This window comes from Rossellomorea aquimaris (assembly GCF_020172085.1).
GTDB classification, from domain to species: domain Bacteria; phylum Bacillota; class Bacilli; order Bacillales; family Bacillaceae_B; genus Rossellomorea; species Rossellomorea aquimaris_E.
This window is the reverse complement of record NZ_JAIVAT010000003.1, coordinates 300873-314905: the sequence shown is the minus strand read 5'-3', so window position 1 is coordinate 314905 and position 14033 is coordinate 300873. Positions and strand designations below refer to the sequence as shown.

Genomic DNA, 14033 nt, shown 5'->3' with positions numbered 1-14033 from the left:
ATGATTGAATGAAATGAGAAACGAAGGCGCCTTCCGTTTCCCTGTACACATTATGATAATGGGTACAAATATTTATGAGAAGTACGCACTTTAAAGTCATGTAGGTACTTATTTGTAACCTAAGGACCATTAAGTGCCTATATACCTTTCAAACCCCTTTGGCAAAATCCGATAGGTACTGTTTGAAAAGCTAAACTGAATTATGAGGGATAGCTAACTTTTTGGGAAGAACGCACTTTGAAGTGGCATAGGCACCTGGAAGTACCTATGAACAGTAAGCTCTTTCCTAGTCAAACGGCAGGGAAGTGGGTACACTAAAAAAGGAATGATTTAATAGAGGAGAGTCGATGATGAAAGCACTTGTATTTGAAAAATTCGGTGGACCGGATGTCCTGCATTACCAGGAGATCGATGCGCCCGAAATCGGACCGGATGACGTTTTAGTTGAAATGAAGGCAATCGGCCTGAATTTCGCGGATGTATATAGAAGAAAAGGAAATTATCACTTAGCAGGAAATCCTCCGTACATTTGTGGGTATGAAGGAGCGGGGATCGTTAAAAGCGTTGGAACGAACGTGACTGAAATAAAAGTCGGGGAGCGAATCGCTTTTGCCGATGTACCGTATGCCAACGCTGAACTTGTGTCAGTTCCAGTGGAAAAAGCGATTCCGCTTCCTGACGAAATTTCATTTGAAACCGCTGCATCCCTTTTATTACAAGGCCTTACTGCTCATTACTTAACAAAAGACAGCTATCGCGTTAAAAATGGGGATACCGTTTTAGTTCATGCGGCAGCAGGAGGAGTCGGACAGCTTCTTGTTCAAATCATTAAGATATTAGGCGGCACAGTCATCGGGTTAACGTCTTCAGAGGAAAAGAGGCAGGCGGCGCTTGCTGTTGGTGCAGACCATATGTTTTTATACAGTGAAGACTGGGAACAGCAAGTCCAGAAAGTGACCAATGGTAAAGGCGCTGACGTTGTCTATGAATCTGTGGGCTCGACGTTGATGAAAAGCTTTGAAGCAACTCGCATCGGAGGGACGGTCGTTTTCTTCGGTATGGCGGGAGGCGATCCTGTTTCAGTTGATCCGCGGATGCTGATGGACACCTCGAAAACGTTGACCGGTGGAGACCTTTGGAATGTCTTGACGTCTCACGAAGAACGGGTGATCCGCTCACATGAGTTGTTTGGATGGATTCAAGAAGGAAAGTTAAATGTTTCTGAACCAACGGTCTTTCCTTTAAGTGAGGGCGCGAAAGCTCATGAGTATTTGGAAAGCAGAAAGAGTACAGGAAAGATTTTATTAAAACCTTAAAAAAAGAGACCCAGTCCAATTCCGAGACTGGGTCTCTTTTCACTAACTGCCTTCTATAATTCCTGAGTCAACCGGATCATATCCCTGACTTGGATTCCATTTTCGAAAATGTCTTCAGCATAATGCCGGGTGAAAAAGTCTAAATCTACCCCAACGATCCGGAATCCACACTTTTGATAAAGAGCAAGCTGACCGACGCCAGAGTTTCCGGTACCCACTTCGATGGTCGTGTACCCTCTCTCCCTGGCCACCTTGACGGCATCCATTACCAGCTGCTTTCCTATACCTTTTCCGTGCAATTCTTCAGCAACAGCCACGTTCACTAGCTCAACGGTTTCGGGTCTAGTTGGGAGCAAGACGTACACTCCAACGATAGTATTCTCAAGCTCCGCTACAAAGCATTCTCCCCTGGCGACATATTCTTTGACGATTTCTTCTGAAGGGTCAGCTAATAGAAGTAATTCCATAGGAAGATCTTCATCTAACCTTCGTTTTCGGATATTCATATGTACCTCTCCTAAGAAAATAACATTTCTAACTATTATACTACTGAAAAATGAAAACCTTTAAAGTCAGTTCTTATAAACCGTCAGCTTCTCTTCTGCAGATGTGCGAGGTCTCACTTGCGGTGCTGTTTCAAAATAGCCCATATGCAAGAAGCCAACAATTTTCTCTCCTGGTTTTACATTCAGTAGATCACGCACTTTAGGGTCATAAATATGGGGATTTGTTTTCCATACGACTCCAAGTTTTTGTTCCCAGGCAAGCAATTGGAAGTTTTGAATAAGCGAGCTGACCGCACCAAAATTCTCTTCCCACTGTTTTTGTCTTGGATCTTCTTCCATGACCACAATAAGGAATGCGGTGGGTTGGCTAAAATAGTTTCTCCGGTTCTCCTGCATGTCTGGAGAGAAAGTTTTCACTAAACCTTCAACAAACCCTTCCTTCTCCTCAGTTGAGACAAAAATGAATCTCCATGGTTCCCTTAACCCGTGGTTCGGTGCCCAGATGGCATCATTCAATAACTCAAGTACCGTTTCCTCTGTCACGTCTTTATCTGTATATCCGCTTTTGATCGAGCGGCGTTCACGAATGATTTTGGCTAAATTCGATTTCTTTTTTTCCATTGTATGATCTCCTCATATAAAGATGCTTAGAGTAGGTTTTTCTGTTTCAAATGAAGATGTCTATACTTTAGATTTTATTCCTAACTCTACCTCCTTTAAATGATAACAATTATCATTCTCACTTGTAAAGTGATATTTCTGAATACTCCTTTTCACGAAAAGGAGTGTTGCTGGAAAAATTTCAAAATATTCATCTAGGCATATCCCCTTTACTCACGAGAATTCGATAGTATACTAAACATATCTTCTTCATCTTGAAGATAGTGGTTCAAGGTAAGACCCCTGATGTAAATCGAAAAATTCCTTATTTGTAGCAGCTTACCGAGTTTATTGGTAAGCTCTTTTTTTTGGAATGTGGCTTCATAGTACATGCACTATGAAGCCACATGAATGACCTGTCTCAATGAACAGTCTCATATTCTTGTTCACTCACCAGAAATTCCGATGTAACTTGTTGCGTCGTGTCCTCGACCTTATTCACAAGCCCCACCAACTTCAAACCAGAATACTCAACTTCTTTATAATGATAGTGAAATACACTCTCCTCATTCTCTACCTTCTTCAAATTCTTTCCCTTACTACCAAGCAATTTTTTAATAGTATCATTTTGTAAATGGGGATAGAGCATTACCTTGACAATATATTCTTTATCTCTTTCAAGACGGTTAGTCGTGTATTGAAAATAACCATCTGAAGTGGTTGTCACTTTTCCTTTGCTAATAAGCGTTTTTTCATCGCTTTCTAAATGCTCAATCGTGAGTATTGCTCCTTCTGGTAATTCAGTCTCTCCCTTAATGACGATTTGGTTAGGGAAGTTGTACACTTTTCCTGACAGATCATAATGACTCTTTGTATCGTTAGCCGTTGATTGAGCTGAATGCAAAACCTGTTCTGGATTAATGAGATAGTATCCTGCAAGAGGAGTGAGGATCAGAATGGCCAACAGGAAGGCTACATTAGGGACGGCTGATTGAAAAAGACGCCTCTTCCAATTCTTCCGATTCGCTTTTCTCCAAACGTTTTGAAATTCAATTGAAGATGTTTCGGTTTCATCCAAATGTTCAAATAACTTCTTCCACTCATCTTTCTTCATATAATCCCGCCTTGGTTAGATTCAATTCCACCTGTAATTCGAGACGCCTCAATTGCTTAAGTGCTGTATTCAACCTGGATTTTGCCGTCCCTATAGGAATCCCGAGAATCTCGGAACATTCCTTCAACGTGAACTCGGAGTAAAAATGCAAAACAACGATCTCTTTGCTTTTCCACGAAAGGGAATTGACGGCCATCCACAGTTCCCGCATTTCATCTGATTTCAAGAAACTCTTTTCAACCGAATCTATCTGATCATTGGCAATATCATCAGAAAAGAACGAGAAGCATTTTACTATCCTTTGTTTCTTCGTGACGGTCTTGGCGACATTCATGGTGATGGTATAAATCCAGGGTTTGATCGGCCTTGTGTCGTCATACCTGTCATATTTACTCAAGAGGCGAATGAATGTCTCTTGTGTGATATCATCTGCTAAACTACGTGATTTGGTTAATAGTAAAGCTGTTCTATATACATAATCCCTATATTCTCTGAAAATTTTTTCTGCTTTTGACTCTTCAATAAACAAAGGACTAATTCACTCCCCTCCACTACTGTTCTCGCTGAGGTTATTAAAGGTATCGAGCAGAAATGTTCTTTGCCCTACACTCCCTTTCTCAACTTTATAAATAAAATCGAACATTTGAATGCGTGCAAATTCTCCCTCTTTTACCAAGCCCGGAGATCCATCTCCAATATTTTCACCTTTGGGACCGTATATCTTCTGTATATCGGCAGGTTGTTCTTCCGGCTTAAAGGTGACGACTAACTTTTGTTCCTCATCTCTGTTTTCTCTTGAAAAATTTGCACTGTAAGTCCGGTCTGCGTTCACTTTTACAATGGCTTCCTCCAGGACGGCATCACTTTCAATATCTATAAGTTCAACCTTGATCTCTGAATTTTTTTCCAGTGTACTGGTACCGTTAACTGAAACTTTATTCCCGAAAGTCTTCACATTGCCTGCAATTTTCACCTCTTTTTTGGAGGCTGCACAACCACTGAACAGCAGAACTAGAAGTCCAATCATGATTAGTAGTTTATGATTTTCCAAACTTTTCTCCCCCTCTGTTGTTTTCATTTACTACTATTACTAGTAAACGATTGAAAGGGTTCGATGGCACATCCATTTTTTTCAAATAAATAAAAGAGCTCCACTCTCCAAAAAGAGTGAAGCTCTCAACATGTTATTTCGACTTCCCTACTCCCTGATCAGGTTTCTTAATATACCTAATAAGAAACACAGTCCCTGTACAATTTAAAACAATACTTACACTAAGAATAACAGCCCATAAAGGAGTAGGCAGCGAAAGGATCAAGGATACTAACAAGAATACAATTCCTCCTAATACGAAAAGGAGACCTTTTGATACATCGTTCATGATTTCTTCCTCCAGAAAATAGTCAATACGTTTATTTTAACATAAATATCCATAACTGGGCACCACTTTCTATTTGAGTTAATTCACAATACCCCAAATCCGTCCATCTTCCATGGGAATGATTTTCCCCAGAAAACCAAAGGTCCTAAAGGTAATTTGTTCTCCCGTATCATACTCGTAATCCCTTTCGTAGGAAGAAAAAAAACCGACGTTTCGATAATGCCCTGAACGTCCCCATATCACACGGTTGTTCTTCATGCATTTTTTAACTCCGCCATTTTCCGTACACTCGATGTCATTCTCCTTCAACATCCATTGTTCAAATTCATCACTGGTTGGGGACTTATAATCCAATATGGCGAATAATATGATGAATAAGATGAACCCTGAAGCTAGCATTCTTTTTTTTGAAAACACAAAAATCCACCTTTATTGAAATCTCTTTAAAGCTTACATCTGTTGCTCAATCAACCTAATACATTCTTTCAACGATGTCTTAGATGTATCGACGGTTACATCATAGTTCATGCCTTCATGCACCGCAACAGCCTGGGATATAGCCATTCCTTCAATACGGTCCCCTCTTTCTTTCTCACGGGCACCCGCGACGGCCGGATCACAGAAGACACCAACCCATATCACCTGCAATCCTTCCAAGGAAGTTTCCCATCTTTGACGGGCTTCCACTCCGCTCAGGAATACATCATCAATGATGATCCGGGCACCTCTTCGTGCCATCTCTCCAATACCGTGCATCCATGCCGATTCAAGCTCTCGAAATTCTGCACCCGGACTGACGGACCCGTCTTCATCGAGTTTGATTCCGCTGTCCTTATTGAGCATGGCATCAGGCATCGATTCGATTAGATCATCGATGCTGAATCTCATCCATGTCTCGGTCAATGAATTTTGGAGACATTTTGCAAGTGTTGTTTTTCCTGAGCTTGATCCTCCGTTTAGGATGATGATGTTTGTCATGGGTATGGCCTCTCTTTCAAATTATTTTACTTAAGATAGATACTATAGACGATTTTGGCAAGTACAAATATGCTTATAGATTGAATTAGGTAAAATAAGGTTCCCATAATCGGGATTTCCATATTATTAACTTTCCTAAATAAACTCTCATTTTTATTAAGGAATTGGGATTTCAAATTCAAGTCCATCTAAGAAATCACCTTTACCATCTGAATCTTTAATAATGGGTGTTACGGTTAGAGATTCTACATCCTCTATCGGTTCAAACAGGATTTGACTATTATATTGTCTCCGATCATCGGAATTCTCTATAAAAATCATATCCTTTTTTATCGTCGCAACTGTTTTCCCAGTATCCGTTATTAAACTAAAATCTAGAGCTTGTTCATTAAATTCCTCTTCACTTGAAGGAATTGAGAAGGAGTATTCCATTTTTGTACTACCTGGGGTTAATTCAATCGTATTAATAGAAAAGACATAATCTCCTTCACGAACGTCTTGATCTGGATGAATAATGATATCCTCTTCAGCTTTTTTTGCTGACAAATGAAACTCCCAGTGACCTTTTTTATTCAACACTTCAGTAATATCTAGTGTGATGTTTACCTTATCTTTAAATTTTGGTAAGTCATGATTATCTATCGTTATCGTTCCAATAATGTAATCATTCCTTAAAGTAGAATGGCCAGAATACCCAACGTCTTGAGAATCAACTTCAATATTGGCTTTTGCAACGCCTAAAATTTTGTACTTTTTCAATGTTTCAAGTCCCTCTTCTTCAAAAGGAATAGAGTATCCAATCTCTAATCTTGAATGATCATAGTAGACATCTGTGATAGTGATCATAATCCCCTCTTGATTAACTGTTTGTCCGATTGATTTCACTAGACCCTTTTCATTTGCTGCTTGTAAGCCTACATCAGTAGAAGGTAATACAGAACTGATGAATGGAATTTTACTCAATACATTGGCCATTGTCGGGGATACATAGCTACTTCCTAATAGTAAAATAAAAAATAGAATAGCCGTTGCTATAGCGAACAAAACCTTTTTCCTACTTCTATTATTTCTCGAATGACCGATGATTTCCTTTTTAATTACAGCATCTAACTCATCGAGTGGTATCTCTACATTCTCAACGTCTTCTTTGAATTTGTTTATAACCTTATTCATTTACACAATCCTCCCCTATCAAGTTTCTTAGTTCTTGGAGAGCACGATGAAGGTTTGATTTTACAGTACCTTCAGGAAGATCTAGTAATTCCGCTATTTGTTTCAGCGTCTTGTCTTGATAATATTTTAGGATAATGATGGTTTTGTACCGCTCCCTCAGACCGTCTAATGCTTCAAAGAGATCTAATTTATAGTCAGTCTTTGGTTTTCCAATCGGGAACTCATCAATAATTTCAAAATCCAATGTAACAACCTTTTTCTTCTTTTTAATAAAGTCTAATGAAGAATTAATCAATATTCTCATTAACCAACTGGAAAAATAATTAGGCTCTTTGAGATTCTTTATAGATATAAGTGCTTTATATATTGAATCTTGAACAATATCCAGTGAATCATCCTTATCTTTTGTATAAAGAAAAGCTGTTCTGTATAGCTTGACCTTCTCCTCTTCAATGAGTTGAGCAAAGGCTTTTTTATCTCCCTTTATTGCTTTTTCTACCAACTTGTATTTATTCATATTGCCCTCCTTTCCCTTATTAGACATTGTGAGATACAATTCAGTTCCAAAAAAAGCAAAAAAAGATAGCGAAACCTAAGAATCGCCATCTTGTAAGAATAAGAAATTTAGTCTAAAATCAAATACTCGGCACAAAAGACTGATCCCTCACAACCACCGTCTCGGGCACAAATTTTATAAGGACATTGCTATCGCCCAATCCTTGAAACCTGCGATCCCACTTCTCTTCATCCGGACCCAGATACCGCTCCAGTAATTTCGTTGCAATCTTCTTATCAAATGGCTCCACTGTGGCTTCCCCTCTGAACCCTGCATGAAGGACTTTTCCGGTAGTGTGATCCAGGTCGACGATACCTATGGCACACGCTGGGTTTTCTTCGATTCTTCGTTGGAAGGTGTCTGAGGATGGGGTTCCGATGATATAGATGTGCTCATTTTCCCAGTAAAACCATACTGGGGACTCCCTTGGTCCTTCTTTGGATAGTGTGGATAGATGGGCAAATAAAGGTTTTACAAGAAATTCATCTAGTTTAAAGCTTTTATTACCATATATGATTTTCAAGTTTTTCATCTCCTCATGATCGTTTGGATTCAAACAATCCAGTCGACTTCGTTATGTAAATCGCTCCATTATTCTCTTCTTTTTCCGATTTAAGGAATGAAAGAAAATCTGATAATGTGTCATTGACCAATATTTTATTCAGGTCTGTATTAGAGGAAAGCAGATAATCCACGATTGCTTTTTCATCTGTGATTTTCAGTCCTCCTGCAAAGTCTTTATACCCGATTTCATTGAAATACTCTTGAAGCTGGGCAGCCCCGTTTTCCACTCCGAAGTTCAAGGCGTGTTCTCTGGCAGATGGGAAGTCTAAATGTGGATCAAAACGTTTTAACAACTCACCAAATTCTTTCAAATGATTCTGTCCAATGGTTGAACAGTAAAATGTACCATCTGGTTTTAACACCCGTCTTACTTCTTCTAACGCTTTTTTCCGATTTGGGACATGATACAGCATGTGGCTGGCTATCACGATATCAAAATGGTTTTCTGCAAAAGGAATATCCTCAATGTTGAATGAACTGTACTGAATGTTAGGGTTCACCCCTACATTCTTATGAGCCGATTCAACCATCCCTTCTGAAAAATCAGAGAGAATCAAGTTCCAACTAGGATCAATCCGCTTTCTATTCTTCATCCAAAAAGTGCCGTCTCCACATCCCACCTCAAGAATCTTACTATTTGGGGAGATGTTCATCTGTTCAAATAGCCATAGATGCCAATCCTTTTTATTTTCACTGTATGTCTCATGAATATTGATCCGGGTATTCAGTTTCGTCGGATTACGATATTGTGATTCTAATGAATTCATGTTTTTTCCTCCACACTCTTTATTTTCATTCCTGCACCTGAAAGCACCAAAGACCTCGGAAAAATTGAAACTTTTACCATCCCTGTTCCGTAAATATAACCCAAGGGGGCGATATGGTTTATGAAAAAACGGATTAGTCCACTTTTAAAGCTGATAGTTACATCGACACTCTTGGTTCTTGTTGTTGGCTGTAATTCACAAAATGAACATGTAGAAACCATTGAAACGTTTTTGAAAAAGGAATTTACCGGACCCACTGATGAACTCACGGTTGCGTTTGAAGAAGACGGAGCCTTTCCACCTGAGTTGAAAGAATATGTAGAAGAGAACTATAAGCCTCTGGTTATGAGTTGGGAAGACATGCTGAATGCTAATCATTTGTTGTTGTATCAACGGATGGCTTATGAAAATGGGTATCAGTTGAAACCGGCCAATATTGAATTGAAAAAAGATCAAGATCTTGCTTATGATTATAAAGTCAAAGTGGAATATAGTAAGGATGGTAAGAGTAAAACCGCTACCGTCACTGGAAGAATCAATCTCAATGACGAAGGGAAGATTGTGACGATTCGGAATCTGGATGATGGCGGATTGTTGGACAGTTTGAAACAATGAAAAGGAGTCAAAGGGAACTTCACTATGCGGGAGTTCCCTTTCTGCTGGACCTTAAGAAGAAGGCCCTCCCCCTCCACCAGTTTGATTGTTAGCATTCATGGCTTGTTGAGAATGTTGGGCGGATTTTTGATATGCTTTTTCTCTTGGATCCGGCGAATTCTTTTTGATGCTATCTCCATAAAACTCCATTTTCCTCGAACCAATGAAAATCCGGATCGCAAAATACACAACGACAATCCCCAGAAAAATTAAGAAGTACATCGTTTCCCTCCTTCTTACTACATTTCCTATATTTTAACTGTAACATATCCTGCTGGTTCCACGAGTTGTCGTTTTATTTACTGTGTGTCGCATTTCTCAAATACTCGATTTTGCCCAAATCCTTATGATTATTCTGATCTGCCCGATAGCTGTCTTTAGAAGAAGCCTCGTAAACACGTAAATATTGCTCGGGATTCAGTAGATAGTAACTCACTTCTCCATCTCTATGAATCGTTAGATCTTCTAATCGCACTCCTGCGAAATCGGGCAGCGTGTCGATAATGCCGAACTCAACGGAAAGATCAGCTTTCGTAAATTCATGTTCATGGAGATCGATCAGGTTATAGCTCATCGTAGCCATGATGTTCTCAATCTCATTCCAGTTATGTATGGATGTTTCAGCCGGCACTTCCCATCCTCGTTTATCTCCTGGCACATGAATGTCCAGATCCTGTGCGTCCCAGCTTCTGCCCGTGACCACTTCTAAACCCACCGAGCCCATTAGCAATGGCGTGATTCCTATAGCATTCAGTTTGTTTGCTATTTTGATAAATTCATGAAACTTTTGATGGTCCACTTTCTTCATTGAAAAACTCCTCTCTTAGGATGCTCATTCTCAGTCGGTCTACAAATTCACCGTTCCTCAATCGGTCCTGTCGTAATATACCTTCTTCCACATATCCGATCAGTTTATAAGACTTGATCGCTTGCTCATTATCGACTTCAACCCTGAGCCAGATCTTGTTAAGTCCCAGTTCCTCGAATCCCCATTGAAGCATCTCTCGCATGGCAGCTAATCCGTACCCTTTGCCCCAATAGGTCTTATCCCCGATCGCGACTCCAAGTTCTGCATGTTTGTTCATACGGTCGATATTTTTCAAATCGATCCACCCGATGTGTTTGCCATCTTCCGTGATAATCGCTTTTTGCTCATATCCATTGGTCTTGTTGATGCACATGTCAATCCAGTTCTGGGTTTCTTCCCGGCTGAATGGAGGATATTTATCGGGCATGTTCAAGTGCTGGGTTACTTCTTTATCCTTGCACCACTGGTAACGGTCTTCTGCATCATCCAGTGTCAATTCTCTTAATGTTACGTTCGGCCATTGAGTTGTTTTCATTGTCGTTGTTCCTTTCATACTTGAATGCGTCTGTAATGTTCTAATATTTCGATTAGAACCGATTTGTCGTAGCTCGTTTTCCCATGGATTCGTTCAGCCCATTCTTCCACTGTTCCCAGCTTGGAATCCTTCATCAATCCTTCTGTCGTACTTAGAAAGCTCTCCCAATTGTAAAACTCCCAATGAGCGATTTCAGTTTTGTACGGGATTCTGCACTCCAGTAATGGATGGGGCTTGATCAAATGTTGAGAATGTTCCGCAGCCGATAAGAACACATCCCTATCAACCGGATCAGTTTGGAAAATTTGCTTCGATACTTTTCCATTCGGTCGATGATATCGGATTTCCGTACCTGACGGATGAGCCTGAACCTGCACCTTTGCAGCAGGAAAGAAACCACTTAATGTTTCGTTCGAATAATCAGGACTCTTTGTATCTATAAGAATGGGATTCAACCATTGATCACCCAGGTCACAAAGAAACCGTTCCCCTTTTTCATTTAATGCGATAACGGCCGCATGAGCATCTTTCGAATTCAAATTATGACCGACAGGATAGGCCTCGACGCCATCCCTTTTAAACTCATCAAGTAACCACAGTGCAAGATCGAAACAATTTCCCGACATGCCGAATTGTTCCCGATGCTCCCGCATAAGAGAAACATCACGCTGCTTCTTCGCAGTTCCCCCGTTATAAAACCAGACCTTTGTTAATGTCTCCATCGGAAAATCTTTAAATTTCTCCCAAGTCTTTAAGATGCTGTCTGAAGCGATCATTTCTGCACCTCGAATTCTTTCTTTAATTGATTTATGTATGGCGTGATGTAGCTTTTATATTCATCCGTTAACCCGTCCGGCAGTTCATTCAGTTTAAAAAATTGGATTTCAACCGATTCTGTTGCATCTACTTCCAGTTTTCCTCCCACGTCCTTTGTGGCATAAACGGCCGTGACGGAATACAATTCATCCCCATTCGATACTTTGAAAAAATAATCCGAACCAGAGAAGACGTTTACCAGGGTCAGCTCCCCTATATCCAATCCCGTTTCTTCCTTGACTTCTCTCCGTGCCGTCTCCTCTAAACTTTCGCCAAGCTCCATCAATCCTCCTGGAAGTCCCCAACCCCCATCCGTTCGGTGCTGAAGTAGTAATTCATTTTTTTCGTTTAGAATGAGGACGACAGACCCGGGCAGGATTAAGGGTCTGGTTCCGACTAATTTTCGTAGATCTTTGACGTAATTCATGGTTTTCCCTCCTTTATTGGTTCTGTTACTTGGTCAGGCTAGGATTCACTTGTAAAATAAGTAGGTAGATTAAAGCGTTGATCATCAATTAATCCATTTTGATCCATTATTTAAACCGATTTAAAATAATTAATCTTATTTCAGATTAATTCATCCTTAATTCCATTAATTAATCCTGATTGAAAATCATTCAACGTTCTTTTCGAATTTTATTTGTAGGAACTGCTATTCCTCGAACTCAAATCTCTGATTTTTGAGATAAGAACATTCATAAGGAATCCCACTATTAAATAAACCAGCAATAGTGCATCATTCACTTCTCTCCAAATGAATTTCGTCACACCAAACAAAAAAAGAGAGGCCAAAACGGCCATCAGCCACAACTTTATTTGAAACTTTTTCTCCCACATTTCATTCAAATCCTTTTTATTCTTTTACTAAAGTAAATGTTTCCTCCTGATCATCCCACTTCACCGTCACGTCAACCTCAGCATCTTCACTCATCTTAGCATTCGTGGGATCTGCTTCACTGCTGTCCCGGATGACTCCATTTCCCTCAAGGGTCACACCTGTTCTTCCAAATTCCCCGGTTCCCTCTTTGACTGTATAGGCAATGTCACCAACAGAATCCATGTCCTTCCCTTTGTACTTTAGAACGAAATCCTGCTTTTCAAAATCACTGGATTGGTTGACGGTTAGGTCAGCCTGCCAGTGATCGGATTCACCGGTGAAGGAGAAATCTTTGGTGTTGCAGGCGGTTAATAGAAGCACACTGCCAACGAACAAGATTTTCTTAAGCATATACTCACCCCTGAAAATGATTTTTCCACATTTTACACTTTCTTAATTTCATGGCCAGTTTCTCGATGTAACAAATCTCCTTCCATCACAATCTTACTTCCCTTTTCCAATAGCTCAATTACAGTAAGACTCGTATCATGAATAAATGGAGGATCCCATAATTTCTCTAAGGGACGTTTTTTGAAATGAGCTAATAATGCCTTTATGACAACAGAGTGAGTAACGATTAGGATATTTCCTGATTCATGTTTCTCTTGAATTGACCCCATACATGTTAAAATTCTGTTTAATAGTTCATTGAAGTTCTCTCCACCCAATGATTCATAAAGATGTGGAGTATTCCAAAATGAGTGAAACTCATCAGGATGGTTATCCTTAATGTATGAAAAAGTTTTCCCCTCCCAAATCCCCATGTTGATCTCTCTTAATCTCTCATCAAAGATCATGGGAATATCTTTGTCACCTTTTATTAAGGTCGCAGTCATTTCGGATCTTTTACTTGGGCTTGAATAAATAGCTTCGAATTGAACTTCTTTTAGTCTGTTCCCTAACAGTACTGCATGTTCCTTCCCTTTCTTTGTGAGGTTTGAATCACTCCAGCCTTGCATTCTTTTTTCGGTATTCCATTCCGTTTCTCCGTGTCTTGTTATATATAAGGTTAGCAATTTATTCACTCCTCGGATTCTTAAAACGAACTCGACTTACGAACAATCTCCCCTTCAGGATCCACACTATATTGTGCAATCGAATTCGAAACTTCATCTTCTTTCGAGAGTCCGTCCTTGTAATTGAATGTAATCTCCCAAGCCTTAGACGAACTGCTGAAATTGGTTTCTTTAGAAAGGAGTACAACTTCCTCCATCTTTATCTTTTCGACGGATGTCTCATTATGTTCTTTAACATCTTTTTTGAATTGTTCCATCGCAATGTTCTCTGCTTCCTTGCTGCCGATGCCATCATTCTTCCCGCAGCCGAACAGGGAAAGGACAACTAAGATGCTAACCATGATAATATTTATCTTTTTCATATGAAGTTCCCC

22 protein-coding genes are annotated in these 14033 nt (G+C 39.9%); 2 read left to right on the top strand and 20 right to left on the bottom strand.

Annotated elements, in window-relative coordinates:
• The first annotated feature begins 350 nt into the window (after nucleotides 1-350).
• Nucleotides 351-1316 (top strand): quinone oxidoreductase family protein, encoded by a 966-nt coding sequence (locus LCL96_RS02310; protein WP_224941263.1) that lies wholly within the window; start codon nucleotides 351-353, stop codon nucleotides 1314-1316.
• A 53-nt stretch (nucleotides 1317-1369) separates the two neighbouring features.
• On the opposite strand, the gene LCL96_RS02305 is transcribed toward LCL96_RS02310, so the two are convergent.
• From LCL96_RS02305 to LCL96_RS02250, 12 genes are all read right to left on the bottom strand, one after another.
• Complete coding sequence (locus LCL96_RS02305) at nucleotides 1370-1822, bottom strand: GNAT family N-acetyltransferase (RefSeq protein WP_224939875.1); 453 nt, start codon at nucleotides 1820-1822, stop codon at nucleotides 1370-1372.
• A 66-nt stretch (nucleotides 1823-1888) separates the two neighbouring features.
• Nucleotides 1889-2443, bottom strand: coding sequence for a nitroreductase (locus LCL96_RS02300; protein WP_224939874.1), 555 nt, complete (start codon nucleotides 2441-2443; stop codon nucleotides 1889-1891).
• A gap of 400 nt (nucleotides 2444-2843) precedes the next feature.
• A complete protein-coding gene (locus tag LCL96_RS02295; RefSeq protein ID WP_224939873.1) occupies nucleotides 2844-3536 on the bottom strand; it encodes a hypothetical protein in 693 nt (230 codons plus the stop codon).
• Entirely contained in the window at nucleotides 3523-4065 is a 543-nt protein-coding gene (locus LCL96_RS02290; protein ID WP_224939872.1) for an RNA polymerase sigma factor, read from the bottom strand. The genes LCL96_RS02295 and LCL96_RS02290 overlap by 14 nt, the downstream gene beginning before the upstream one ends.
• Nucleotides 4066-4074: 9 nt before the next feature.
• Complete coding sequence (locus LCL96_RS02285; protein ID WP_224939871.1) at nucleotides 4075-4587, bottom strand: hypothetical protein; 513 nt, start codon at nucleotides 4585-4587, stop codon at nucleotides 4075-4077.
• A 133-nt stretch (nucleotides 4588-4720) separates the two neighbouring features.
• Complete coding sequence (locus LCL96_RS02280) at nucleotides 4721-4915, bottom strand: hypothetical protein (RefSeq protein WP_224939870.1); 195 nt, start codon at nucleotides 4913-4915, stop codon at nucleotides 4721-4723.
• A gap of 78 nt (nucleotides 4916-4993) precedes the next feature.
• Nucleotides 4994-5332 (bottom strand): hypothetical protein, encoded by a 339-nt coding sequence (locus LCL96_RS02275; RefSeq protein ID WP_224939869.1) that lies wholly within the window; start codon nucleotides 5330-5332, stop codon nucleotides 4994-4996.
• A gap of 33 nt (nucleotides 5333-5365) precedes the next feature.
• Nucleotides 5366-5893, bottom strand: coding sequence for a chloramphenicol phosphotransferase CPT family protein (locus tag LCL96_RS02270; protein ID WP_224939868.1), 528 nt, complete (start codon nucleotides 5891-5893; stop codon nucleotides 5366-5368).
• Between the two features lie 156 nt (nucleotides 5894-6049).
• On the bottom strand, nucleotides 6050-7066 hold the full coding sequence (locus tag LCL96_RS02265; protein WP_224939867.1) for a DUF4179 domain-containing protein: 1017 nt from the start codon (nucleotides 7064-7066) through the stop codon (nucleotides 6050-6052).
• A complete protein-coding gene (locus LCL96_RS02260) occupies nucleotides 7059-7583 on the bottom strand; it encodes a sigma-70 family RNA polymerase sigma factor (RefSeq protein ID WP_224939866.1) in 525 nt (174 codons plus the stop codon). The genes LCL96_RS02265 and LCL96_RS02260 overlap by 8 nt, the downstream gene beginning before the upstream one ends.
• A gap of 118 nt (nucleotides 7584-7701) precedes the next feature.
• Nucleotides 7702-8145, bottom strand: coding sequence for a pyridoxamine 5'-phosphate oxidase family protein (locus LCL96_RS02255; protein WP_224939865.1), 444 nt, complete (start codon nucleotides 8143-8145; stop codon nucleotides 7702-7704).
• A 13-nt stretch (nucleotides 8146-8158) separates the two neighbouring features.
• The gene (locus LCL96_RS02250) at nucleotides 8159-8953 is read right to left on the bottom strand and encodes a class I SAM-dependent methyltransferase (RefSeq protein WP_224939864.1); all 795 of its coding nucleotides are present in this window, start codon (nucleotides 8951-8953) and stop codon (nucleotides 8159-8161) included.
• Nucleotides 8954-9073: 120 nt separating this feature from the next.
• Here LCL96_RS02250 and LCL96_RS02245 point away from each other — a divergent pair, with 120 nt between their 5' ends.
• The gene (locus tag LCL96_RS02245) at nucleotides 9074-9568 is read left to right on the top strand and encodes a hypothetical protein (protein WP_224939863.1); all 495 of its coding nucleotides are present in this window, start codon (nucleotides 9074-9076) and stop codon (nucleotides 9566-9568) included.
• A gap of 51 nt (nucleotides 9569-9619) precedes the next feature.
• Here LCL96_RS02245 and LCL96_RS02240 read toward each other — a convergent pair whose 3' ends face one another.
• From LCL96_RS02240 to LCL96_RS02205, 8 genes are all read right to left on the bottom strand, one after another.
• The gene (locus LCL96_RS02240; protein ID WP_224939862.1) at nucleotides 9620-9829 is read right to left on the bottom strand and encodes a hypothetical protein; all 210 of its coding nucleotides are present in this window, start codon (nucleotides 9827-9829) and stop codon (nucleotides 9620-9622) included.
• A 73-nt stretch (nucleotides 9830-9902) separates the two neighbouring features.
• Nucleotides 9903-10406: a phosphoribosylanthranilate isomerase gene (locus LCL96_RS02235; RefSeq protein WP_412103554.1), complete on the bottom strand. Its 504-nt coding sequence runs from the start codon at nucleotides 10404-10406 to the stop codon at nucleotides 9903-9905.
• On the bottom strand, nucleotides 10384-10950 hold the full coding sequence (locus LCL96_RS02230) for a GNAT family N-acetyltransferase (RefSeq protein WP_224939860.1): 567 nt from the start codon (nucleotides 10948-10950) through the stop codon (nucleotides 10384-10386). The genes LCL96_RS02235 and LCL96_RS02230 overlap by 23 nt, the downstream gene beginning before the upstream one ends.
• Before the next feature lie 14 nt (nucleotides 10951-10964).
• Nucleotides 10965-11726, bottom strand: coding sequence for a hypothetical protein (locus tag LCL96_RS02225; protein ID WP_224939859.1), 762 nt, complete (start codon nucleotides 11724-11726; stop codon nucleotides 10965-10967).
• Nucleotides 11723-12193: an NUDIX hydrolase gene (locus LCL96_RS02220; RefSeq protein WP_224939858.1), complete on the bottom strand. Its 471-nt coding sequence runs from the start codon at nucleotides 12191-12193 to the stop codon at nucleotides 11723-11725. The genes LCL96_RS02225 and LCL96_RS02220 overlap by 4 nt, the downstream gene beginning before the upstream one ends.
• A 426-nt stretch (nucleotides 12194-12619) precedes the next feature.
• Complete coding sequence (locus LCL96_RS02215) at nucleotides 12620-12994, bottom strand: hypothetical protein (RefSeq protein ID WP_224939857.1); 375 nt, start codon at nucleotides 12992-12994, stop codon at nucleotides 12620-12622.
• Between the two features lie 32 nt (nucleotides 12995-13026).
• Nucleotides 13027-13659: a histidine phosphatase family protein gene (locus tag LCL96_RS02210; RefSeq protein ID WP_224939856.1), complete on the bottom strand. Its 633-nt coding sequence runs from the start codon at nucleotides 13657-13659 to the stop codon at nucleotides 13027-13029.
• 20 nt (nucleotides 13660-13679) lie between these two features.
• The gene (locus LCL96_RS02205) at nucleotides 13680-14021 is read right to left on the bottom strand and encodes a hypothetical protein (RefSeq protein ID WP_224939855.1); all 342 of its coding nucleotides are present in this window, start codon (nucleotides 14019-14021) and stop codon (nucleotides 13680-13682) included.
• Nucleotides 14022-14033 lie beyond the last annotated feature (12 nt).